Source organism: Pseudoalteromonas sp. AWM4_233 (assembly GCF_056158285.1).
Map to the genome: position 1 here is coordinate 2,204,782 of NZ_JBSWSZ010000001.1, position 24,592 is coordinate 2,229,373.

Annotated in this window: 17 protein-coding genes; 4 read left to right on the forward strand and 13 right to left on the reverse strand. The window is 40.7% G+C overall.

Features of this window, described 5'->3' with window-relative positions; translation table 11 throughout:
• Positions 1 to 338: 338 nt before the first annotated feature.
• From ACXAC4_RS09760 to ACXAC4_RS09770, 3 genes are all read left to right on the forward strand, one after another.
• Positions 339 to 878: a GNAT family N-acetyltransferase gene (locus ACXAC4_RS09760; RefSeq protein ID WP_475160990.1), complete on the forward strand. Its 540-nt coding sequence runs from the start codon at positions 339 to 341 to the stop codon at positions 876 to 878.
• Positions 879 to 906: 28 nt separating this feature from the next.
• Positions 907 to 1,446, forward strand: a complete 540-nt coding sequence (locus ACXAC4_RS09765) for a PhoD-like phosphatase N-terminal domain-containing protein (protein WP_475160991.1) — start codon at positions 907 to 909, stop codon at positions 1,444 to 1,446.
• A gap of 109 nt (positions 1,447 to 1,555) precedes the next feature.
• The gene (locus ACXAC4_RS09770) at positions 1,556 to 3,382 is read left to right on the forward strand and encodes an aspartyl/asparaginyl beta-hydroxylase domain-containing protein (protein WP_475160994.1); all 1,827 of its coding nucleotides are present in this window, start codon (positions 1,556 to 1,558) and stop codon (positions 3,380 to 3,382) included.
• A gap of 32 nt (positions 3,383 to 3,414) precedes the next feature.
• On the opposite strand, the gene ruvB is transcribed toward ACXAC4_RS09770, so the two are convergent.
• The 9 genes from ruvB to ACXAC4_RS09815 all read right to left on the reverse strand — a co-directional run bounded on the left by ruvB (position 3,415) and on the right by ACXAC4_RS09815 (position 13,590).
• Positions 3,415 to 4,419, reverse strand: a complete 1,005-nt coding sequence (gene ruvB / locus ACXAC4_RS09775; protein WP_475160997.1) for a Holliday junction branch migration DNA helicase RuvB — start codon at positions 4,417 to 4,419, stop codon at positions 3,415 to 3,417.
• 8 nt (positions 4,420 to 4,427) lie between these two features.
• The gene (ruvA, locus tag ACXAC4_RS09780; RefSeq protein ID WP_058030063.1) at positions 4,428 to 5,045 is read right to left on the reverse strand and encodes a Holliday junction branch migration protein RuvA; all 618 of its coding nucleotides are present in this window, start codon (positions 5,043 to 5,045) and stop codon (positions 4,428 to 4,430) included.
• 5 nt (positions 5,046 to 5,050) lie between these two features.
• Positions 5,051 to 5,572, reverse strand: coding sequence for a crossover junction endodeoxyribonuclease RuvC (gene ruvC, locus ACXAC4_RS09785; protein WP_475160999.1), 522 nt, complete (start codon positions 5,570 to 5,572; stop codon positions 5,051 to 5,053).
• A gap of 56 nt (positions 5,573 to 5,628) precedes the next feature.
• On the reverse strand, positions 5,629 to 6,984 hold the full coding sequence (locus tag ACXAC4_RS09790; protein ID WP_475161003.1) for a sensor histidine kinase: 1,356 nt from the start codon (positions 6,982 to 6,984) through the stop codon (positions 5,629 to 5,631).
• A gap of 1 nt (position 6,985) precedes the next feature.
• Complete coding sequence (locus ACXAC4_RS09795) at positions 6,986 to 8,389, reverse strand: sigma-54-dependent transcriptional regulator (RefSeq protein WP_475161004.1); 1,404 nt, start codon at positions 8,387 to 8,389, stop codon at positions 6,986 to 6,988.
• A gap of 15 nt (positions 8,390 to 8,404) precedes the next feature.
• Complete coding sequence (locus ACXAC4_RS09800) at positions 8,405 to 10,825, reverse strand: ABC transporter permease (RefSeq protein WP_475161008.1); 2,421 nt, start codon at positions 10,823 to 10,825, stop codon at positions 8,405 to 8,407.
• Positions 10,826 to 10,835: 10 nt separating this feature from the next.
• Positions 10,836 to 11,543 (reverse strand): ABC transporter ATP-binding protein, encoded by a 708-nt coding sequence (locus tag ACXAC4_RS09805; RefSeq protein ID WP_475161009.1) that lies wholly within the window; start codon positions 11,541 to 11,543, stop codon positions 10,836 to 10,838.
• Positions 11,544 to 11,570: 27 nt separating this feature from the next.
• Entirely contained in the window at positions 11,571 to 12,827 is a 1,257-nt protein-coding gene (locus tag ACXAC4_RS09810; RefSeq protein WP_475161012.1) for an HlyD family secretion protein, read from the reverse strand.
• Positions 12,828 to 12,999: 172 nt separating this feature from the next.
• Positions 13,000 to 13,590: a CBS domain-containing protein gene (locus ACXAC4_RS09815; RefSeq protein WP_475161014.1), complete on the reverse strand. Its 591-nt coding sequence runs from the start codon at positions 13,588 to 13,590 to the stop codon at positions 13,000 to 13,002.
• A gap of 283 nt (positions 13,591 to 13,873) precedes the next feature.
• Between ACXAC4_RS09815 and ACXAC4_RS09820 the strand changes: the two genes are divergently transcribed.
• Positions 13,874 to 14,833, forward strand: coding sequence for an FHA domain-containing protein (locus ACXAC4_RS09820; protein WP_475161015.1), 960 nt, complete (start codon positions 13,874 to 13,876; stop codon positions 14,831 to 14,833).
• A 27-nt stretch (positions 14,834 to 14,860) separates the two neighbouring features.
• On the opposite strand, the gene ACXAC4_RS09825 is transcribed toward ACXAC4_RS09820, so the two are convergent.
• The 4 genes from ACXAC4_RS09825 to recC form a co-directional block, all read right to left on the reverse strand.
• A complete protein-coding gene (locus ACXAC4_RS09825) occupies positions 14,861 to 15,373 on the reverse strand; it encodes an Mpo1 family 2-hydroxy fatty acid dioxygenase (protein WP_475161017.1) in 513 nt (170 codons plus the stop codon).
• Positions 15,374 to 15,658: 285 nt separating this feature from the next.
• A complete protein-coding gene (recD, locus tag ACXAC4_RS09830; protein WP_475161018.1) occupies positions 15,659 to 17,596 on the reverse strand; it encodes an exodeoxyribonuclease V subunit alpha in 1,938 nt (645 codons plus the stop codon).
• Positions 17,596 to 21,165, reverse strand: a complete 3,570-nt coding sequence (gene recB / locus ACXAC4_RS09835) for an exodeoxyribonuclease V subunit beta (RefSeq protein ID WP_475161020.1) — start codon at positions 21,163 to 21,165, stop codon at positions 17,596 to 17,598. The genes recD and recB overlap by 1 nt, the downstream gene beginning before the upstream one ends.
• Positions 21,152 to 24,436, reverse strand: a complete 3,285-nt coding sequence (gene recC, locus ACXAC4_RS09840) for an exodeoxyribonuclease V subunit gamma (protein ID WP_475161023.1) — start codon at positions 24,434 to 24,436, stop codon at positions 21,152 to 21,154. Before recC ends, recB begins: the two co-directional genes overlap by 14 nt.
• Between the last annotated feature and the right edge of the window lie 156 nt (positions 24,437 to 24,592).

Below are 24,592 nucleotides of genomic sequence, written 5' to 3' on the forward strand. Positions count from 1 at the left end.
ATAATTGCAGATTAGTTAGAAAACTTGAATATTTAATACATTACACCGCATTACACGACATTCCATACAACCACCATTTTCAGAGTCTGCATTTAACAAAAACACAAATGAGGGAGTGAAGAAGAAAACAAAGCTAAAGCACTGATTTTAAATAACTAAACAAAAATAAAACTAGTAAAAACCCGTTGTTTTTTAGACTCTATTTATAAGCTTAAAAAGTAATTTAAGGGCTTTTTTTTAGCAAAATCCTATGTATTGCTATTACCTGAAAAGCAGACTAGCATATAAAAACTTCAATAATTAATCGGTCTTAAAGTGAATAGTTAAGGAAAATATTTATGCTCAATAACTCCATGCAAGGTGGGTTAGTTATCCGCCCATCTAATGATAGAGACAAGCCTTTTCTAATGAATTTGTACAATAGTACCCGTGACGACCTTAAACACGTGGACGCGAGTCATGATTTCATTGAAGAATTGATTGAGATGCAATTTAAAGCACAATTCGAAGGCTACGGGGAGCAATTTCCTAATGCATTTTATTTTGTCATTGAGAGACAACAAGAAAAGATTGGCAGAATAGCGGTTGATTTTGGCCATAATGAAGTTCGGATCATAGATATTTCGTTTATTAAAGCAGCCCAAAATAAAGGCTACGGCAGCGTCGTCATTAATGCATTAAAATCAGCTGCAGAACAAAACAAAGTCCCCCTCACTCTAACCGTGCTTCATTCGAATGTTCCAGCAATAAACCTATACCAGAAACTTGGCTTTAAGATTGTTGATAATAAATTACCACACGCGTTAATGATGTGGTTACCAGAGTCAAAAACTGCCAGATTTACAGTAAATTCATCACACTTCGAATTATCAAATTGATGTAAAAATACTAAAAAGGAATATATTCATGACAGCATCAAGTAGACGACAATTCCTAAAAGCAGCTGCAGCAGCAAGCGCTTTAACAACACTTTCACATGCAAGCGCAAATACAATTATTTCGCCAACGACCCGCTTTGTAAGCCAAGAGAACGATTACCATACTCCCCCGAAAGACAAGCGCGTGACCCCTGTGATTATTTTTGCTCGTTTCACGCCTGAAACTACAAATCCAACCTTTGGACATGAGCGTAAAAGTGAAATCACCTGGCAATTTTCTACTGAAAATGACTTTAGCGAAGTTGTATCTGAAGGTTCTATGATCCATTTAGGAGAAAAATCATTTTCACTAGATGTTAGTTTAGAGCAGGTCCCTTCTGGAACGACAATTTATGCAAGATTTTTATATAAAGGGTGTTTTTTAGAGTCTCAAACTGAACTACCGAGTACCGATTACAGCTACTCTCTAAAGCCTAATAAAACCATCAAGACCTCACTGATAAACCTCAGAAAAAAGAAAACTGACGTCATCTTAGAAACTAATTTAAAAGCACAATCAATGGCTTAAATCTATTGTATGTTTTAAAAAGAAAGCCCTAATTTATAGGTGCTTTCTTTGAGTTTAACGATTTTCACCTCGATATCTTACTTATGAGTTTATTAATCAAAGGTTTGCTATGCCTGCTATTTCTTATGCCTTCTTAGGAATAAAATTTAATCCTACAAAATTAAAACAAGATCTTTCAAAAATGTTGGATGAACAGTTTTGGGTCGAACATGTCAATTCAAACGCCCATAAAGGCGGTTGGCAAGTCAGGCCATTAAGGTGCAAATCTCAATTAATTAACACATCACCAATACTTCAAGCCTTTAGCCTTGAGGGCACTGAGGCATATCAAAACTTACCAGCTTTGGATTCAGCAGTTGAATTTAAAAATGCATTATCTCAACTCAAATGCAAAATTAAGTCAGTTAGGCTTATGCGTTTAGACCCTGGCTGCCACATAACACCACATAGAGATAAAGGCTTGAGCTTGGAGCAAGGAGAGGCCCGTATTCATATTCCAATTCAAACTTCTGAAAATCTCAAGTTCCTTGTAGACGGACAAATTGTTCCAATGTCTGCTGGTGAGTATTGGTATATTAATGCTGATCAGATCCACGAAGTACAAAATTTAGGGTCCGAGAGTCGAATTAACATTGTTATTGACTGCGAGGTATCTGACTGGTTAAGAGATAAAGTTTATAAACACAGCTTCGAAAATATTAACGAAAAATTAGATTTTAAAACCCAAACAGAACAGCTCATTAAAAAAGTACTGAAAGTTGAAAGAAACAGAATGTATCAATATGCTTCTGAGATTCAGTCTTGGGTTAAGCAAATAAGCAATTTAACAGGATTGGGAGAGCCTGTTGAATCTGGTTGTGATAAAGGGACTCTCACCAAATACGGTAAAGCTTGTTCGACCATTACTGCTATGCGATGTGCACAAGAGTTTATGCGCACAATGCAATTTTGGCGCGGAACATATGAAGCTATTAGCTATCAACTTCAAAACCATAAGATAATAAACATACTATATGCAGGTACAGGCCCATTTGGCACGATTTTATTGCCTATCTTACATTTATTTCCAGACAGTCGGGTAAGGGTGCACTTACTGGATATTCACCAAGAATCTATTTCATATCTCAAAAAAGTAATTGAATACCTAAATCTAGGCAAATTCATTGAGACTATAGAGTGCGTAGATGCAACGAAATGGTCATCAACATTAAAATTTGATGTATTAATATCCGAGACAATGAAAGCAATGCTAGAACAAGAGCCACAGGTAGAAATATTTACGCACCTGGAGCCATTATTAAATCATGAAGGTAGTTTAATCCCTCAAGAAATCGTACTTAGTGCCTCATTGACCCAAAGTAAAAATTTTAGTGAAAATTATTATTTAGGTGAAATCGCCACCTTGAATAGAGAGTCAGTAAAAAGAATCCAGTCAGAAGGTGTGGATGCTTTATCTCGCAGAATAAGAATGCCCGAGACAAGTGAACGCTTTAAAGCCCTTGAGCTAAATACAGTTGTAAAGATATTCGGCAAACATAGCTTGGATAAAAATGAATGCAGTCTAAATTTACCTAAACTTCATTATCTAAAAGCCAGGGCAAACACGTTTATGACTTTTAAATATCATAAAATAGCCTATCCAAAATTCGATTTTGAATATGTAGCAGTGCAAAGTGACTCTGAACTACCTCTTATTAGTAGAGAAGATTCTAAGGTAATGAATACGCCTGGCTTGGCAAGATATTGGCACAAACAGTTTAAGGCTTGTTCTGGAAAGACGGTCAAAGAACTTGAAACTGAATTTGATGAAGATAGACAATTATTCGAACAGCTAGGTATAAATATTTTCTCTGCGCTCGCTTTTATTCAGGGTAACAAAGCGAGCTTAGAAGAATTTGAAAACTGGTTAGATGAACAACTTGCTGTGAATAATTAAAAACACCTAGCTATCAAACTCGGTTGTTTTATCTATTCTTTAGGCACCAAATCAAAATGCAGATAAGCCGCATTTGACGCAATACGCCCTCTTGGCGTGCGCTGAATAAAGCCTTGTTGAATTAAGAAAGGTTCGATGACATCTTCAATGGTTTCACGCTCTTCACCGATGGCCGCCGCGATATTATCTAGGCCGACAGGGCCACCAGCAAATTTTTCAATAAGTGCAAGTAGATACTTTCTGTCCATGTAGTCGAAGCCACATTTATCGACATCGACCATATCTAGGGCTTGCTTGGCAATATCTTGGCTGACTTTACCGTCGCCTTTCACTTGGGCAAAATCTCTTACTCGGCGCAGTAAGCGGTTGGCGATACGTGGTGTGCCGCGTGAACGACGTGCCACCTCATCGGCACCTTCTGGGCTAATAGCTAGGTCTAGATAGTATGCCGAACGAGAAATAATAGTTGCTAAATCTGCAGCTGAGTAAAACTCTAAGCGCTGCACAATACCAAAACGGTCACGCAGCGGTGAAGTTAAAGAACCTGCGCGCGTGGTGGCACCGATCAGTGTGAATGGTGGCAGATCGAGTTTAATCGAACGGGCAGCAGGCCCCTCGCCTATCATGATATCAAGCTGATAGTCTTCCATTGCAGGGTAAAGAATTTCTTCCACCTGTGGACTCAAACGGTGAATTTCGTCAATAAACAGCACGTCACCTTCTTCTAAATTGGTAAGCAATGCTGCTAAGTCGCCGGCTTTTTCAAGTACAGGACCCGACGTAGTCTTAATATTCACTTCAAGCTCGTTAGCAACAATATTGGCAAGAGTTGTTTTACCAAGACCAGGTGGGCCAAAAATCAGAAGATGATCAAGTGCTTCTTGACGTGTTCGAGCAGCCTCAATGAAAATTTCCATCTGTTTTTTTACATGGGGCTGGCCTGTGTAATCATCTAATAACTTTGGACGAATGGCTCTGTCTATTACTTCTTCGTTGCCTTGAACACTTGGCTCAATCAGTCTATCAGCTTCAATCATAAGGTTAATTACATCATTGATTTAAGCGCTTCTTTAATCAGCGCTTCGGTATTCATATCTGGCTGGCTTACTGCCTTCACCGCTTTTTGTGCTTGCGCTAGTTTATAGCCTAATGCGAGTAATGCAGCAACTGCATCATCGGCTGGATTATTAGCAACCGTCGGATCTTCTTGTGGCGCAATAACTGCGTTATCGCTAAATGGCGTAAGTAAATCATTGCCGAAGTCTTTTAAACGATCTTTCATTTCTAGCACTAAACGTTCAGCCGTTTTCTTACCTACACCCGGAATTTTCACCAAAGTGGTGGCATCTTCGTTATTCACACAGTGGATGAATTGCTCAGCTGACATACCCGATAAAATCGCTAAACCGAGTTTTGGACCTACACCATTGGCTTTTATGAGCTCTCGAAATAAAGCGCGTTCTTTTTTATGATTAAAACCAAATAACAACTGGGCGTCTTCTCGTACCACAAAATGCGTGTAAATCGCTGCTTGCTCGCCAACATTAGGTAACTCATAGAAACAGGTCATTGGCATTTGAACTTCGTAACCTACCCCATTTACATCAAGTAAAATCTCCGGTGGTTGTTTTTCTAATAGTGTGCCGCTTAGTCTTCCAATCATGTTTATTACCTTAATCTTCGACGAACCGTTTTACTGGCGTTACCAGCTAAACGAATTAAATTTTGCTCAGAATGTGCATGACAAATGGCAATGGCTAATGCATCTGCGGCATCGGCTTGCGGTGTGCCAGGTAACTTCAAGATACGTTTCACCATTTCTTGAACTTGCTCTTTTTTAGCGCCACCTGTGCCTACAACCGCTTGTTTAACTTGCCTAGCGGAGTATTCATAGACAGGAATATCTTGCATAGTCGCGGCAACAATTGCAGCGCCTCGGGCTTGCCCTAGTTTTAATGCAGAGTCTGGATTATGTGCCATAAACACTTGCTCTATGCCAAAGCTTTGCGGGTTAAATTGCTCCACCAGCTGGGTGACACCTTGGAAGATCATTTTTAATCGGGTCGGAAAATCATGCTCACCCACTTTAATACAACCACTGCCTAGGTAGGTAAACTTACTTCCTTGATGATCAATCACGCCGTACCCAGTAAACCTTGAACCGGGATCTATGCCTAAAATTACTGCCAAAGCACATTCTCATTTATTTTTTTGGCATAATGCCAAAATACTGTATGAATTACCAGTTATTCATTATCTCTTTGCAACGCTGGCAAAGTTACGGTTGCGATTGCACCTTGATCAAGGTGATTCTCTAATTGTAATTGTCCGTCATGGTTAAGCATTATTTGCCGACTTAATGCTAAGCCTAAGCCAGTGCCTTGCTGTTTAGTGGTATAAAAAGGCACAAATAAATTATCAAAATTGGCGATCCCCTGCCCAAAATCTCGGATGCTAATTTTCAACATGTCATCACTTGCTTCAAGGTTTAACTCAATGCCTTGCTGGTTATTTGCTGCATTGGTTTCAATGGCATTTTTTATCAGGTTGATAAGCACTTGCTGAAGTTGTTTTTTATCAACATTCAGCACTAACTGTGAGGCAGCTTTTGGCCAATTTTCGCTATAAGTAAATTCACAATCGAATAAAGGTAGAATAGGATCAAATAAACTTTGTACGGTGACAGCTGATTTACTCGGCTTTGGCAATTGAGCCAATTCTCGGTAACTGGTAATAAAAGCCTGCAAAGAACTTGCCCGCTCGGAAATTATCTCAAGTCCTTGCTGAAACTGAGGTTGTTTAGGAAATTCACATTGTTGAATTTTCTTATTAAGGCTACGACTGATTGTCGCTATTGGCGTGAGTGAATTATTGAGTTCGTGACTTAACACGCGTAATAGGTCTTGCCATGCTTGTTGCTTGCGCTCATCTAGTATTTGTTCGGCTTTTATTAGTAGTAGCAGCGTATGTGGGGTGCCTGCGCTTAAATACTTATCTTTAAATACAAAATACTCGCCTTGAAGCTGTGAAGTTTTTAACGTCACAACAGCTGAATTTTTCTCAGTGAGTGATTTCATCCAATGGAAATCATGAAGTGAACAAACTTCTAACGCTTGACCTAAAAATAACTGGGTATGTGCGGCATGATTTGCCATCACGATATTTTGCTCATTGTCGTAAGCAAAACACATAGCTTGAACCTGATCTAAAATTTTATCGATCAGGATCTGCTTTTCAGATACTTGGCGACTCTTTTTTTGTAAGTTATCTGCGAGCGTGTTGATTAGTTTCAACAGTGGCGCGACGGCGGCATCTTGCTGTAAGTTTCCACGTATTGTGTAATCTTCTTCAATCAAAGCCGCCAATAAGTTACTAATAAGCTGTTGTTGTTTGTCTATGTTATTTCGTGTGGCGTAGACCACATAAAATAACCCTAACAAGGCGATGATGCTGAAGAATGCCAACAAATAGGTGTTGAGCCCTATGTAAAGTAAACTAAAAAACGCCACTAAAATGGCAGGCATCGACAAACCCAATATTAACCGAGTCTGTTGCTGTTTATGATCAACCGCCTTCGTTTTTGAGCGCTTAAATAATTTCATGCTATTGCGCTTCGTATTTTGCTAAACGACGGTAATAACCACTGCGACTGAGACCCAAAGATTTAGCTGTTTCGGTGACATTCCCTGCAAAGTGTTTAAGTCTTTGCTCCATTGCCTGAAACTCTATTTCATCTAGCGTTAAATTGGCTTGGCTGGTAATACTGTCTTCTGGCATCGATGTCAGTGCATTTTGCTGAGTGAGATTACTGGTTACATTGAGATTCAGGCTCTCAGCTGTGATATTTGTGTCACTTAAAAACAGTGCACGCTCTATACAATGACTTAACTCTCTTAAATTGCCCGGCCAGTGATATGCGAGCAATGCAGCTTTAGCACACTCAGACAAACAAACATCGTTTTTGCCATAATGCTTACTGTGCTTTGCAACAAAGTAATTTGCCAATGGTACTATGTCGTCTTTGCGCGCTTTTAACGCAGGCATGTGCAAGGTAACCGTGTTTAAGCGATAAAATAAATCTTGTCGAAATGACCCTGCTTGAATCGCAGATTCAAGATCGGTATTGGTCGCCGACACTAATCTTACATCTGCACATTGGGTTTTGCTTGAACCCACAGGCTCAAATTGCTTTTCTTCTAATACGCGCAGCAATTTTGCCTGCTGAGCAAGTGGGATATTACCTATTTCATCTAAAAATAATGTGCCCTGCTGCGCCATTTGAAAGCGCCCAGCGCGGTTTTGTTTGGCATCTGTAAACGCGCCCTTTACGTGACCAAATAGCTCACTTTCAAATAAACTTTCTACAATCGCGCCCATATTCGCACTACAAAAGGGCCCTGAAGCTCGCTTTGAAAACTGATGAATTTTACTTGCAAGTAAACTTTTACCTGTGCCGTTTTCACCTGTGATCAAAATGTTCATATCACTTTTTGCTAAACTTTGTGCCTGTTTGAGCAGTTGCTGCATGACTGCTGACTCTGCAATGAGATCGTCATGTTGAAGATATAGGTCTTGTTTCAGTTGACTATTTTCGTCTTGCGCAAGTTCCAGCTGTTGCTCTCGCTCGGCCAGTTTAATTTGGGTTTGAATGGTATTAATGAGCGCGTCGTCTTGCCACGGCTTTTGCACAAAGTCTTTTGCACCGGCCTTCAATGCTGCAACCGCGATATCTATGGTCGCCCAGCCTGTCATGGCAATAATCGGCGGCAATTTATCGGCCAATAACTCATTCATTTGCTGAATAAATTCAATACCTTCACTGCCTGATGTGGTATCACGATGGAAATTCATATCCAACATGACGAGATCAAAGTTATGTTGCGTTAATTGGGTTTTAGCTGCTTCCAGAGACGTTACCCCTTGCACATCAAAACCATGATCATCGAGTAAAAACTGTAGGCTGGCGATGATATTAATATCATCGTCAGCCACTAAAATGTTTGCCATTATTATTGTTATTCCTTACTCAAAGCGAAGTACCTGGCTTGGCTCCAATACTACCGCATTTCTGGTTGGAAAATAAATGGCAAGTAACACCGCGCTGGCAACTAGCACTGTTACGACGCACGCAAGTATCGGATAAATGTAAGCCGGTACTAGCTGCTCTGTAAAATTATGAAACAAATAAGCAATCAAGACAAAAAGTAGTAAGGCTAAGCCACTCCCCAGTACCAACAATTTACTACCTTGTTTTACGAATAAACTGACTATCGCTCTATCTGTCGCACCGACAGCGCGGCGAACGCCAATTTCGTTGTAGCGCTGGAAAACTGTACCCGCACTCAAGCCATAAATACCTGTTAATGCTAAAAACAACGCGAAGAAAGCACATCCAAAAGTAATATAGAACGCTGTTTTGGCCATTTTGTACAGCATGCCAAAGTCATCTTCTTTCGATCTGAAATAGCCAGGATCAGACGCTGGATCTAAACGATAAAATACATGATAAAAATCGGTCTGTGCTTGTTGGCTATCTCCAAAGTGCTTTAATGTCACTCTTAAAGGCACGACTTCACCTTGTAACGCCGATGTATAAATTTCGTCTTCTTTATCAAGTGCAGCAAATAAAGACGATGCATTCATTCTATTCGTCACAACTCCCACAATGGTGTGCGTCTCTTTTCCTGATTTAAGCTCAACGTCTATTTGCTCCCCAAGCGGGCTGGTATTCGGCCAGTATCGTTTTGCCATTGAATCTGAGATCACGGCTGTTCGCATGGCATTACGATGATCTTGTTCTTCAAGGTGACGACCCTCTAGCAAATACGGACCGTAGCTTTGTGTGTTTCCAATCAGCTCAATCACATCTACATGTGGTTTGTCCTGATCTCTTTCAATGATTTGACCCGCAGGATAGACAGGCTTTTTACCCAAGTAGGCACTGAGAGAGACATCGCTGATACTATCTTGCTGTTCAAGTTCAGCTTTTAGTAATTGATAATAAGTAAGTTTTTGTTCTGCAGAGGTATAGCGCTTTTCATCTAACGTTAAATTCACATCTAGACTATTCTTGAAGTCGACGCCCATATCCATATTAATAATAGTTTGGGATAAAAACGCAGATAACCCGCCAATCAGCATTAGGGTAGAAATTAAAAATATTTGTGCGGTCAATAATACTTTAGAAAGTCGACCCGCTTTTTTACCTTGAGCTCCTCGTGTACCATCTCGTAGAGTGGCATTCACATCTTGTGTTGCTGCTTTATACGCAGGTAAGAAACAAGCAAAGAAAAGCGTCACTATTGAAAACACTAAGGCTGCAAATAAGGTGTCAGTATCCATTCCCCAATGCCACCAGAATGCAAGGTTATCAGCCATATGACTTTGTAAAACGATTTCTGTATAACTCAGGGCAGCTCCTGCTAATAAGACCGCTAACACAGAACCAAGAATAGTTAAAATACTCCCCTCCCACATTAACTGAGAAATTAACCGTTTTGTGGGGGCACCTAACGCAGCACGGATCGCCGTCTCTTTATTTTTCTCTAACGCTCTAGCAAGCAATAAGTTACCAACATTGATACAAGCGAGTAATAATATGCATAGTGCAACACCATTGATAAAGGTAAAAACAATACCACCCGCCCCATTTACTTGCGCACTCGGAAACGATGTAATCGCAACTGTTCTTGGCTCATAGTCACGGCCCAGAGCTTGCTGCTTCTGAGCATAAAACCCTTTTAACAAGCTAGATAATTCCGTTTCGGCTTGCTCTACAGACGTACCTTTATTTAAACGACCGTAGGCACTAAGCCACTCATCGTTGCTCATTTGTGGCTGCCTATATTGCAAAGATAAAGGCTGCCAAGCTCTACCTGCGACTGGAAACGCAAAACCTTCAGGCATAACGCCTATAACCGTCGTTAATTGATTGTTGAGATTAATAATTTGACCAACTATGTCTTGCTGACCATTAAAGGTGCTCTGCCAAATAACATAACTTAACACCACCACAGGCTCTGCACCGGCTTGGTAGTCTTCAGCTTGTAGTGTACGCCCCATTAATGGTTGAACTTTTGCAAACTCAAAGAAGTTACTATCCACTTTTTCTAAACTAAGTCGTTTAGATGTTTGTTCAAATAATATATGCCCAAATGTTGATACATAACGACCTATCTGCGCGAAACTGGTTTGTGATTCGATTAGATTCGCGGTTTCCCAAGCCGGCATAGGATCTAGGTCTGCATCTTCTTGTGATTGAGAAGATATATGTAAAATGGTATCGCCTTCGGGTAAAGGTAAATCTTTGTATAGCACTGAATTCAAGAATGAAAAACTATACAAGCTGACAAATAGCCCGCCAATAAGCACCAGCAGCGTCAAGGCTGAGAATTTAGGCGACTGAAGTAATTGTCTGAGTGCATACTTAATATCAAGCCACATACTGTGCTCCTTACGCTGGTACTTTTTCGACGGAATGAAGCATGACATCATTGACTAATGTGCCATCAAGAATACTAACTTGTCGCTGCGCCATCTGAGCACTGCGAGGGTCATGCGTCACCATGCAAATCGTGCTGCCATCTCGATGCAACTGGTCAAATAACGCCATCACTTTTTCTGCATTTTGACTGTCTAAGTTACCTGTTGGCTCATCGGCAAAGATAATTTTAGGATCGTTCACCAAAGCTCTTGCAACGGCCACTCTTTGCTGTTGACCACCAGACAGCTGAGAAGGAAAGTGATTCGCACGATGTTGCATACCAACACGTTCCAATACTTCATCCACCTTACTTTGCATCAAGCTCTTAGAGACATCATTTTGGTAAGTCAGCGGCAACATGATGTTTTCACTGATTGTGAGACTAGAAATTAAATTAAAAGACTGAAAAACAAAGCCGATGTCATAACAACGGATCTTAGCCCGTTTATCTCGACTAAAACCCGTGACATCCTGACCATTAAATAAATATTGTCCGCTAGTTGCGGTGTCTAGTAAGCCTAAAATAGACAACAAAGTAGATTTACCGCAGCCAGAAGGGCCAGATAGGGAAACATACTCACCTTGTGCTATTTCAAGATTAATATTACTTAACGCATGGGTTTCAATGTCTTCAGTTAAAAATGATTTATTGATGTTACTTAAACTTAATAATGACATGAGAGATCCTTTTTAAACCTATTGATATTATTGTATTTTGACACTGCTATGAGATGCCCATGCGCTGGTGTCAGAGATAATAATTTGATCGCCTGGGTTAAGACCAGAGAGAATTTGAATATATTTGGCAGTACTGGTGCCAAGTTTGACTTCATGTTTTTGTGCAAACGCACCGTTACTGGTCGTTTTGAACAGATCTACCGTACGATTTTTTGGTGCAAATGCAGGGCGTTTTACATAAAGCGTGTTTTTGATGTTTGTCACTTCAATGTAACCATCAATATTGAGATCTGAGCGCGCTTCCTTAGGCAGTTCAGAGGTAATTCCCACCTCCACTGCCACTAGACCATTTTCAGATAGCGGTGAAATACGCTGCACTTCACCAGAGAGTTTATTAAAGCGGGTATCAATGGTAACGGGTTGACCCATCACAACGTCTTTGACTTGTATTTCTTGAATGTTTATCTCAGCAAATAGTGAAGCTGGATCTATTACTAAGGCTGCATTTTCACCGCTATTAAGTTGCTGACCAAGTTCAATCGGCAGCTTTTGAACTATGCCAGAGATACCCGCTGTGATCGTTAAGCCACTTACCTGCTGCTGTGCTTTTCTGAGGTTATTTTCAACCTGCTCAAGACGTGCTTGTCTTGCTAATTCGCTGGCTTGATAGTTTTGTAGCATTTTATCAGCACGTTTTATTTGTGCCTGCCAGCGGGCATACTGTTGCGTGACCGCAAGTTGAGTGCGTTTAAAATCTAATGCAGACAATGAGCCTTTACCTTGATCTAGTAACGATTGCTCTGCATCAAGTTTTAGTTTTGAGCTTTTGTAATTAAACTCAGCTTCCATAACGGCATTTTCAAGATCAAGTTGTTGAGCTTGTTGTGCAACAGCAGCGGCATTATTTTCAGCCTTAATGGCTTTAAGTTCCCATTGAATTTTCTCTAGTTCACTCAGCAGTTCGACATTTTCTAACTCCGCAATTTTCTGACCTTGCACTACACTGTCTCCAGGCTTTGCAAGTAACTGTTGAACTCTGCCTCTAGATTGCGCTGCACTCCATTGCAGTGATTTTGGCTTTAAAACCCCAGAGCCCCTTACTTCAATTTTGAAGTCTCCGTGCTGTACGTTAGCCATTTGTAATTTATCTCGTGCGACAAAATAAGAAGCATCACCTAAAAACTGCTTTGATATGTAAATGGCTAGGGCGATCAAACATATAACTGGTAAGTACCAATATCGCTTAATTGCAGGTTTTGGTTGTGAGGTTCTCTTCGTATCCATAGCTGACTCCAATAGTTGAACTGGGTAACTTAAATCAACTATCGAGCCAAGATTTAATCTATTGTTATTTAAAGATTTTTATATTTTCAGGTTGGAAATAATATATATTGTGTCGAAACTGAAACAGCTTACAAAATAAAAGTGTCTCAATTTTGAGACACTTTTATATCATTTAAGCTGTGACTTCTTGGTGATCATGAATAATTTCGAAGATTTCTTTAAATGAATGCGCTGTCTGAAGAATATTAACTGGAATATGTAACGCCCTAGCAATGTCACTGGCTGAGATCATGCCTCTTAAGCTACCTTTTTCATCAACCAATAAAATGTGTTGATGACCTAACCCTCTAAGCGTTTCGAGTACATCGCCTATTTTAGAGTTTTCTACCATTGAGTAAGGCATCGCACGTAGATCTGATTTTTTTGTCATTAAATCTTCAACAGTCAGATCATTGCGAGACTGGTTGCGTTTTTGCGCCACAGTCAGCACTTTTCTACCCGTTAAATCACGAGAATCAATAACTCCTAAAAAAGTATCGTCATGGTCTATTACTAACTTAGACCTAACATGACCATTCACCATCATGAATAAGGCATGATCAACATCTACATCTTTTAAAATCACTTGCGGCGTTCGTCGGGTAAAATCGGTCACTATCTTAAGGGCACTACTCTTAAGATCTAGTTTTTCAGAGTCGAAATGATCGCAGAATTGATACACTCCTTTTAACTCAACTGTGTCTATTTTTTTAAATTCACCCATCTTATTACCTCTCAGAACCACTTTTTACTTCATTGCAATAATAAAAATATGGTTCAGTAAGCTCGAATGTGCAAGGTGGTGTAAGTGACTGTAATCGCATATTACAAAAAAAAGGCTTAGACTTGATTTGGGTTAATACAATTTGAACTTTTCAAAATTCATTATTCGTTCAATGTGTGCATTAACAAGTTAAATCATATTGTGCTGATCAACTGGACAGTTTAGTATCAGCCGATTGTTTCAACGGAAAATTTTTGGTTTTAATTAAGAAAAGGAAGCATATATGGCTTATCTCATTGATGAACAAAAGCTTGAAAAGGTCTACCTAAAAAGCTATCACACCATTGGGCGATTTAAGTATAACGTTGATACGCTTATCAATTCGCCTGAAATCTCACGTCATCACGCAATTATCGAACATACCCAAGGTAACTGGTTAATTCGAGATGTGAGCACCAATGGTATTTGGATCAATGATAAGAAAATAAGCAAAAACCTTCCTTATCAATTATGTCTAAACGATAAAATTGATTTTGCGTCACCTGGTCGCAGTTCTTTTGTTGTCGGCGACCTAAGCACTGATTGTCAATTCTTAGTGTCTCAATCTGACAGCAATAAAGTGATCGAAATAAAAGATCAGTTATTATTGCCAAACGAGCAAGAGGCTACGCATATTGCATACTTTGATAGCATGCTTAATTACTGGTTTTTAGAAGATTTATTCACAAATGACAGGCAAGTTTTGATTGATGGAGGACTGATCAGTATTTTTAATGATCAGTGGCAATTTTACTGCTCAAGCCCGTCGACCATTACCAAGCAACTTAAGAGCGAAATAGCACAAAATATTGAATATGCCTTATCTTTTAACGTGAGCTTAGATGAAGAAAACACGCAGCTTACATTAAATGTTGCGAGCAAAACATTCGATTTAGGCACACGTTCACATCATTACCTGTTATTACTACTAGCACGCACCCGTATTCTTGATAAACAAGCAGGTTTAGAGCCTGAATTACAAGGTTGGATGTATAGAGAAGAGCTTGCTAAAGCGCTAGGCATCCAAATGAATCATATGAACATCATGGTTCACCGAGCCAAAAAACAGTTAGCAGATGCTTGTATGGAAGTCTGTCCTGAATTTGCTTATATGCTTGAGTCAGAAAATGGTAAGGTCAGACTGAATTGTAATGACATTACCATTGTTAAAGGCAGTAAACTTGAGACCCGCATTTCTATCTAGAGCAAGTCTCACAGTTTCATCAAATTGCTAATTTCTGTAGGGGCCTGCATATTCAATTATGCGGGCTTCTAAGCTTTTAAGTAGGCCAAGTTTAAATAGTAACTCAACAACGACGAATAATGGCCCTACTAGTAAGCCAATTAAATCATCAACAAATGCCGGTTTTTTGCCTTCATAATAGTGCCCGATGAATTGAATTATCCAACCTACAACAAACAGCCCCGCAAATAAGCCATAGAAACTCGCTGTTTGCGCGCTCATGCTTTCAAAAATACTGTCTACCCCCCAAAGCCCTAATAAATATAAGCCACTCATGAGTAGGCCAAGTTTAATATCTAAAGCTAAGTAAAACAGCATGGCGAGTATCGCAATAATCAATGCTGGGGTGATCAGAAGACTGTTGACTGACGTTAAAGGAAAATACAATAGGCCTATTACCGCAAATACAATCAGCGGCACGCCCACAAAATGGGTTAAAATATTGCGCTCATCGCGATGGTAGAGCGCATATTTGATTAAGTGTTGGTCTAATTTTTTCATTTTAGTTCTACTTATAAATAGAGTTATAACACTAAATTAAAACCACACTTTTCGCCTCATTGTCAATTTATACCAATCCTTTTAATTAAGCTACCTATTTTGAGGCAAGGAAAACTTGTCGGTAACGTGGCGGAAATTTTGCTATTTAGTTGTTCTCGGCAATTGCTCCTGCATTGCTCTACCTTCTGCATCCATGCAGTCGTAAATAAGAAATTTCTAACAAAGTTAGCGTCAGTTTTAGTCCCTCAAAATGATTGAGTATTATTGAGGGTTGGTATTAAAAGGCTAACTTGTCTGCAATCTCTGCCTTAAGCCTGAACAACGTTGTAACTGTCTAGACATTGAAAGAGTTAAAACCGACATTTGTGCCACCAGCTCAAATTTTTGTTTTGCTCGGGTGATCCCGGTGTAAACCAACTGTCTGTTAATACCTGAATGTGCCCTTTGCATTGGCGGCAACAACATGGCGGTATGCGCAAACTCAGAGCCCTGAGATTTGTGTATGGTCATAGCATAGACTTTCTCGTGCCTAGGTAACCTATTCGGATAGAAATCTCGAACATGACCTTGCTCATCAACAAACACGGCTTTTAAACTCGCCGATGCAGAACTATTTGATTGATAATTCACTAAAACCCCAATATCACCATTAAATAAATTAAGCTGATAGTCGTTTTGGGTGATCATAATTGGCAAGCCCGCATATTGGCGCTGGGTTAAATCAATTAAACCACTTTGATGCAGCCTCTGCTCAATACGTTGGTTCAGTGCATTTACTCCGTAAGGGCCTTCTTTCACCGCTGCAAGTAACTGGTACTGGCTAAAAGCATGATGCACTGCTTGCACATCTTCGGCATTCAAAATTGTTTTACTTTGAATGAGGCGTAAGAAGTTTTGGTAATGCCCTGCCGCTCTTTCGATTAACGCATGATAGGCATCATTACTGAAGTCATACAATTCTAAATCTTCAAAGCCATACTGAATTGTCTGCTGTAAATGCCTCTGATCGTTATTGTTCACCGCTTGTGCCAATTGACCAATACCACTTTGGGCATTAAATCTATGGCTCTGCTGTAAAAATGCGATGTTGTCGCAAAGCAAAAAATGACTCGGTTTTTCGTGTAATTTTGTCGCATTATTAAAACAAATTTGATTGAGTGCATTTACACAGTTTTGTGAGTAATGGGGCTGCTCGCCCAACTTTAGATGCTCACATAAATCCCCGAGCACATTACCGGTATCGACTGAGGCCAATTGGTCTTTGTCACCAAGTAAAACTAAGCGTGCATGAGATGGTAACGCTTTGACTAATTTGCTTAACAAGGGTAAATCTATCATCGACGCTTCATCGACAATAAGTAGGTCTAAGTGCAGCGGATTGTGCTCGTTATGCCTAAAGTGATGAGTATGTGGCACAACCCCAAGTAAGCGATGAATGGTTTGCGCTTGCTCTGGCAACAAATCAAACAGCTCGTCATCAATCATGCCGCTTTCGATTAACTTTTTCTTCGCGCCTATCATAGATTCAGTTAGGCGAGCAGCAGCTTTACCGGTTGGCGCAACCAGCTTAATACTCAGTGGTGCACTGCGATACAATGACTGTAAAATTGCCAACAACTTAGTGACTGTAGTGGTTTTACCTGTGCCTGGGCCGCCAGTGATCACACAAAAACGATTTAATGCGGCCATCGCACACGCCACTTTTTGCCAATCAATGTCATCTTGAGCGTCAAAGAAGTGATTGAGTAACTCCGTGAGTGTATTTAAGTTCAAGGTCACTTTGTTGTTGTTTAACGCTTGGAATGCTTCAGCAAGGCTTGCTTCGTATTCAAAGTAACGGGCCAAATATAAGTTATTGTTCAATAACCTCATTGGTTTATCGTCACCCACAGCTGCGTGTGACGCTAACGCTTTTATCGCAGCTTGTTTGTCATCAGACCAAGGCGCGGTTAACACATTTTCGCCTTGTAATTTTACTGGTAGCGAAAATGGGTTTTGCCAGTCAATCTGCTTTAACTCCAAGCAGCTGTGTTGCTGTCTTTGCGCTCTCAGTAATAACAAGATTAGATAAAATGCGTCATCAATTTTGGACGCATTGAGTAATGTCGCCAGCGCGATATCGCTGTGCAGCAGTTTTTCTTGCTCGATTAAAAGCCCGATAAAGCTTTGATGTTCAAAAGGAGCAGTGAATGCAGGTTGAGCAAATAAGTCGGTTTGTTCCATTATGCTACTCCTTGTAAAAATAAGGCATCTAACTGTTCAAGTTGACTGAGTGATAGTTGTTTAAAGAACACCCCTTCTCCGTCACCCATGGCGCGTAAGAAAACATAATAGACGCCACCTAAATGGTGCTCTGGCTGATAGTTAGGTAAGCGTGCTTTAAGTAAGCGATGTAATGCCACGGTATAAATCATATATTGCAGATGATATTGGTGTGCATTCATGGCTTGCACTAGGTTATCGCTGGCATAGTCGCTCGGTGCATCCCCTAAGTAGTTCGATTTGTAATCAAGAATATAATACTTGCCCTGATGCTCGAAGATTAAATCTATAAAGCCTTTAAGTAGCCCTTTGACATTATCAAATTTAAGGTTACTCGGATGCTGGGTGATATTTGAGACAATATTATTCAGCGTCACTTGATCTAATGGCGCAAGAGGTAAATTAAACTCCATCTCCACTAAACGCTGCGCAGGCGTTATGTCTTTAAGCGCTAAATGACTATCAAGTTTGCATGCCAGACACGCTGATACCCATTGCTTGACCGGTGCTTGCCATTTCTCTTCAAAACCAAATTTATCCAGCGTCTGCTTTACTGCTTCTTCTAGTGTCAGGTTAGGTGCCTGCGGCGTTTCTGGCTCACTAAAGTCAATTAGCTCAAAAATTTCGTGTAAACAGCTACCCGCTTTGGCTCCTTTTGGAAAGGTGTAAGCATTTAAAGTTTCTTGGCTTTCTGCCAATGGCAGGTCAAGCAAGTGGTTTTCATCTATTGCCCCTAATGGTCTGTCATCATGATCTTGATGATAGGTTAACTGGCTAAAGCTGGTTGCTCGCCAATCTCGTTCTATATTCGCTGACACCGCTTTTACAGCGCAATCAATCGTCTGCGCTTGTTGAGCTGGTGTGTAACTTTCGCTTGGCAAACCATTAATATCAAAATAAGCGACCTGTAAATTCGCATCACTTGTACAAAGTGCGTCAAGTCGCGCGTGCCACTGTTCTGCAGAGGTCATAATATCTGGAGCAAAAAGCACGTAGCCTAGGGCTGTGCGAGTAATACCCGGCTTTTTACTTCGCCCTTCGGCTAGGTTATACATGCCTACATCACAGTGGTGTACAGCGCGTGTCAATGCCACATACAACAGACGAATATCTTCAGCTAAACGCTCTTTTTCAGCTAGTTGCATAGCGCCATCAGATTTAGATAAGTCATACACCAGTGTGTCGTCTTTATGATAAATCGCTTCGCTCGCTTCACGATAGCCGCTGGCAAACGGTAGATACACTATTGGATATTCCAATCCTTTTGAAGCGTGCATGGTGATGATTTTAACTAGGTTCTCATCACTTTCTAAACGTACCTGTGCAGTATCGCTTAACGACTCGGTATATTGTTTTTCATACCAACGCAAAACCCGCTGCGTGCCTTCTAGTTCAATTTGCTTATGTTGTAAGAGCTCTGCAAGGTGGCGATAATCCGTTAACCAACGTTCTACATGATGGCCTTTTTGTTGCCAAAGCAAAGGGAGGTCATTCTCAACCAACAATTGCTCAAGCATGGCCATCACGCCCTTTTTGTACCACAAAGCTTTTAGCTTAGAAAACTGTAATAAATACTCCTGCCAGGTTTTATGTGTTACATGATTTTGAGCTGCTTTAAGGTTGTCTGATTCGTTCTGCAATGCAAAAATTTGCTGGTAATTCAAACCAAATAAATCACTGGCCAAAACTCCTCTTAATAGAGCTTCGTCGTATGGACCATGAAGCACCATCAAAAATTGCATCAAGGCTTGGCTAACTGGCTGCTGGAAGACACTTTCTCTGGCAAGATACACACTGTCGATGCCTTTATTGGTAAGAGCACGTTTTATCAAAGCCGCTTCATTTCTATCTCGTACTAAGAAGCAAATATCTCCTGCCGCCACAGGTGTGCCTGCGATTGTAGCAGCCCCCTGCTGCGCTTGATTCAAAAGCGTTGCAGTTTTACTCGCATAAAGCTCTGCCAACGCTGGATGCGCCACCCCCTTACTGGTGACCTCAGAGGCATCTTTTAAAACGCTAAAACACAATGGTGCTGCAGGCTCATTGCTTAGCTCAAAGCCTTCGCCGGGCTTTTTGCCATTTGCAGCCACGGCTTCAAACGGAATGTCTTTGTTATAGATAAAGCTATTTTCATTTTGTTTGAAAATACTGTTAACTGCATCCACCACGCCTTTTGCAGAGCGGAAGTTAGTTGCAAGGGTATATTGATGTGAGTCTTGCACCTGCTTTTTGGCATGGATATAGGTGAAAATATCTGCGCCCCTAAACCCATAAATCGCCTGCTTTGGATCGCCGATCATGGTCAAAGTAGTCGTTTCGCGCGTGCCGTAAATCGATTGAAAAATACCGTATTGAATGGGATCCGTATCTTGGAATTCATCGATCATCGCCATTGGGAAAAGCGTGGCAATTTTCTCAGCTAATAGCTCGCCTTGTTCAGCAGTGAGTGCAGCATGCAACTGAGTAAGCAAATCATCAGGCGTTAAAACACCCTGCTTTCGTTTTTGTTTTTCTAATAAGGATGCAACTTGCTTTGACGCTTGTTGCACTATGGCCAGCGGTAACCCTTCTTGTAACTTTTGGTGCAGTGCAAACATTTCAGTAAACGATTTAAGCAAGGGATGCGACATCGGCGCTTGCCCTTTCTTGTAATACTGGCTGTCTGACAGCGATTCTTCACTCCACAAGTTGAATGAATGCTTTGCAGAACCAAATTCAAAATACCAATTATCCGATTGGCAGTAGTCAATTAAAGCCGCAATATTCGCTACTCGCCCAGGCGCTTTGTTTTTCGCAAGGCCCGAATTATCCAATGCAGTAAAGAAGTCGCTTGCTAACAGCGCATTTTTAAATGTTTGTGCTTGTTGCTGGTATTGCGCTTTAGTGGCCAGCACATCATCTAAGTCATAACTTGGTGTTATGGTGATATTACCCTTACTCAGCAGTTTACTTACTTTACTATTCAGAGATTGCGGGTTTGGCACATGCTCTAAAATAGTCTGAGTGGTATCGGTATCGAGCAGGTAAATAAAACTGCGCCAATAGTCTTTTACTGCTTGGTCGATTAAATCTGCACTGTCGAGTACAAACGTTTGGTTAAAACCCATGTTCGATTCAAAAGCATGCTGTTTCAGCATTTTTTGGCAGAAACCATGAATGGTGTAAATCGCGGCTTCATCCATTGATTTGGCCGCAGCATCGAGTAACGTAAAAGCCTGTTTTTTGTCTTTGACGTCTTTTAACACTCGAAGAATGAGGTCGTCTTTTGATTCTTTGCCGAGTAACACATCGCGCGCTTCGACAATGCGTTTTCTTACTCGGTCTCTGATCTCAGCCGTTGCCGCATCAGTAAATGTTACCACTAAGATTTGCTCAACGTTTAAAGGCGTACTCTCTTGCTCAGGTAAAGTTAAACCCAGTAAACAACGTAAATACAAGCCCGTAATGGTATAGGTTTTACCCGTCCCTGCACTGGCTTCAATTAGGTTTTGCCCAACCAAAGGCATGACTGTTGGATCAAGCATTTGCATATTTTTCTTCCTTCGCAAGGTCAATCAGTTTGCCAAATAACGATTTACTTAAGCTGACAAATTCAGCTTCAAAATCAAATAGATTTTTAAAATCGAGCGCCACGTAAGGGTTTTCGCTGTCGCCCATGCCGATATATTGGCCACCGTTAAATTTATTGGCCGCTTTATTGATGTCTTCAGTGAGCGCATATTCATAACTAGATGCAACGAAGAAAGGTTGCGGACTGCTCATAAGCGAAATGTAAAAATTGACCCATTTCTGTAGCTCGGTTTTTGCCTCTTCTGCCTCTAACGGCGCAAAGCTAACTTGCTCGTCTAAACCATAAACAGAAGTCGTGACCGATTGCCCCATACAATTCGCTGCACAGTGGTAAATAAACGCTCTAACTTTGTCTTTGGCCTTAATACTGGCTGGGCGATAAAAGATTTGTTGCGACGTAAAGAGTTTATCGAGCCACCCTTGTAGTTTTATTACACCGCAGTCGATATCAATTTCAACCGGCTCTGTAGGTGATGTGAGTGTTGTTTTTAAACGCTCAGCCAGGGGTGTGATCCTTTGCTGTAATTGACCAAGTTGCACTTTACCCACTTCGGCTTGTGGCAAGTCGCCTCGTTGTAAAAGTTGCTCAGGCGCTTTTTCTGAATCATTCAGAGAGTCTGTTAGTAATTCATCTAGATATTGATAGCGAGACAAAGCATCGAGTGCAAATGGCTCATCGTCGTCAATCACTTCTTCTGCATTATATAAACGCACACCCACACGTTGTTGATAAAACGCTGCTTGTGGATTTAAAACGGCTCGGATTAACTGATTGATATCTACTTCATGATCTGTTGTATCAAACAGGCTTGGCAGGCCTTCGTTAAAACTCGTGTTGTTTCCATTGCTCGAAGGCTCTTTAGTAGCCTTTGTAATCAACCAAGTGGGATTAAAGCTTTGTTGATCGCTCTCAATATAATTTAACGTAGAGAATGGCTGCAGTGTGGCTTGGTTTAATAGGTGCGTAGAAGGTTTACACGCTTTGCCTTCGATATAAAAACAACGGTCAATGTAGTCAATAAGTTCACTGACCAAAATTGACGGAACTTGCGGCTCGTTGTTGTAGCATGAGCGCCCAACGTAACTGAGTAAGAGTTGTTTTCGCGCACTCAATAATGCTTCTAAAAATAGATACCTGTCATCGAGTTTACGTGAACGGTCACCTTTTTTACGCTGACTTTGCGATACAAGGTCAAAGCCTATCGGCTGAACACTTCGCGGATAGTCACCGTCGTTCAAGCCAAGTAGACAAACGACTTTGAACGGCACAGCACGCATTGGCATTAGTGTACAGAAGTTAACAGCGCCCACAAGAAAACGTTGCCCGACCCCTTTCTGTGCGACCCCTTGTTTGACCCAATAACTGATGATTTCGGGGCTTACCGCTTCAAGCATATCTTTATTGTCAAAGTGGGTCTGTAAAGTTTCAATCACTTTATTGAGCACTTGCAGGTCCCAGCTTTGATCTGAATCTGGATGATAAAAAGTCTTTATCAGTGATTTGAGCTGTTCAGCTTTAACATCAAGGGAGCTTTGTTCACTCAAAATATTTTTGTGACTGATCAAATCATCAATAAAGTGGATCAGTTTATTGAGCGACTCAGTGGCCATGCCCTCAACTTGATCGCTTGGGAAAATGCCTTCGAATGCCAACGACTCATCGCTCATAGCAATGCCAAGCAACAAACGATTTAAGCCCTGTTGCCAAGTATTAAGCTGCATTTTAGGTAATTCATGCTCAGCTTTATGATCTGCGTTAATGCCCCAGCGTACTCCAACTTCTTCAAGCCAAAATCTGAACTGCTCAAATTCATCTTCACTACACTGATATTGTTTCGCAATTGGCTCAACAGCAAATAAATCTAAGATATCTGATACGCCAAAGCGGCTAAAAGGTAAATCCACCAAAGACAAAAATGAATTGATCACCGGCTTTTCTTGATCAATGGCTAAATCTGCCAACGAGTAAGGTATATAGCGCTCTGCAGTTGCCCCGCCAAATACTGCCTCAATATAAGGACTGTATTTCGCCACGTCCGGCATCATAACAATAAAGTCTTTCGGCGTAAGGCTTGGGTCTTCATGCATCAGTGCCAAGATATGGTCGTGTAAGCGCTCGATTTCACGAAGTGGCGTATGGCAGTCTTGAAACACAATGGAGTTATCATATTCTTTGATGGACAATTGACCCTCTTGGTTTATAAACCATTGCGTGTCTTCAACTAGGGTTTCGCCTTTAAAAGATAAATCAAAAATTTCTTTTTGTACTTTGCCCAGTAAGTTATCGCTAAAATCTTCGACAAATCCATCTATCCATGAGGCATCCAATTGCAGCAGCTGTTCAAAGTAATCTCGACCTAACTTACCCCATGCCGATAGAAGAGGATTACCGATTTGGAAATACTCCCCTGATTGCGCTTCTAATTCTGGATATTTAACAAATTTAGCAGCTATTTTAGCCTGTGTTTTTTCGTCAACCACATCGCCCCAATAGTGTTCACTGGGATTAAACAAGAACAGCAACACATTGGTTTTCTGCGCTAGCGCTTGGAAAATCTCAAGCTGACTACTTGGAATGGCAGACAGACCAAATAAACTTATTCTCTGGGGTAACTGCTCTGCAGAGGCTTCAGCTAAGGCTTCGAGTAACATGCTATGCATGTTGGCACGGTGGTAAGGACTTTGCCCTAAATCTTCAGTTAATGAAACAAGCTTTCGCCATAAGTCAGGTTGCCAAGGCGCAATAGAAACGTCTACATCCGGCAATTCATTCATGCCTGACTCCCATGTGTCTAACCACTCAGGACGATACATTAAATATTGGTCGAATACATCCGCAACTTTTTCACATAAAGCAAAACGCTTTTTACCAGCTTCATCATCTTCTAAATAGCGCTTTAAGGGCTCATATACAGGTAATACGAGTTGCTCTGGCAACAACGTCATCAGCTTCCAGGTTAAGTTCGCTTTGTTAAAAGGCGACTCTTTTGGTACTTGCGGTAGAAAGGTTTGAAACAGCTGCCAAATAAAGCTGGAAGGCAATGGAAAATCAAGTTGCGCAGCCAAGCCTGAATGTTGGCTCACCCCCAGCTTTAACCATTGCGACATACCAGGTGACTGAACAAGAATAATTTCTTTACTAAAAATACTGTCTAAAGGCGCGGTGTCTAATACTTTATGAAGTTGCGCTTGCAACGCCTCCATGCGATTTGACTGAATGATATGTAACATGATGACAAGCCTCTGCGTTCCAGTGCATGTTAATTACAGGACGTAAAAAATAACTTTTTGTAGTGTAATTTATTTAATAAAAACAATATATAGCCAATAAACTGCAAAGCTATATTGGTAGTAACTTTAAAAAAATAGTATTAGAGAATTGAGGCT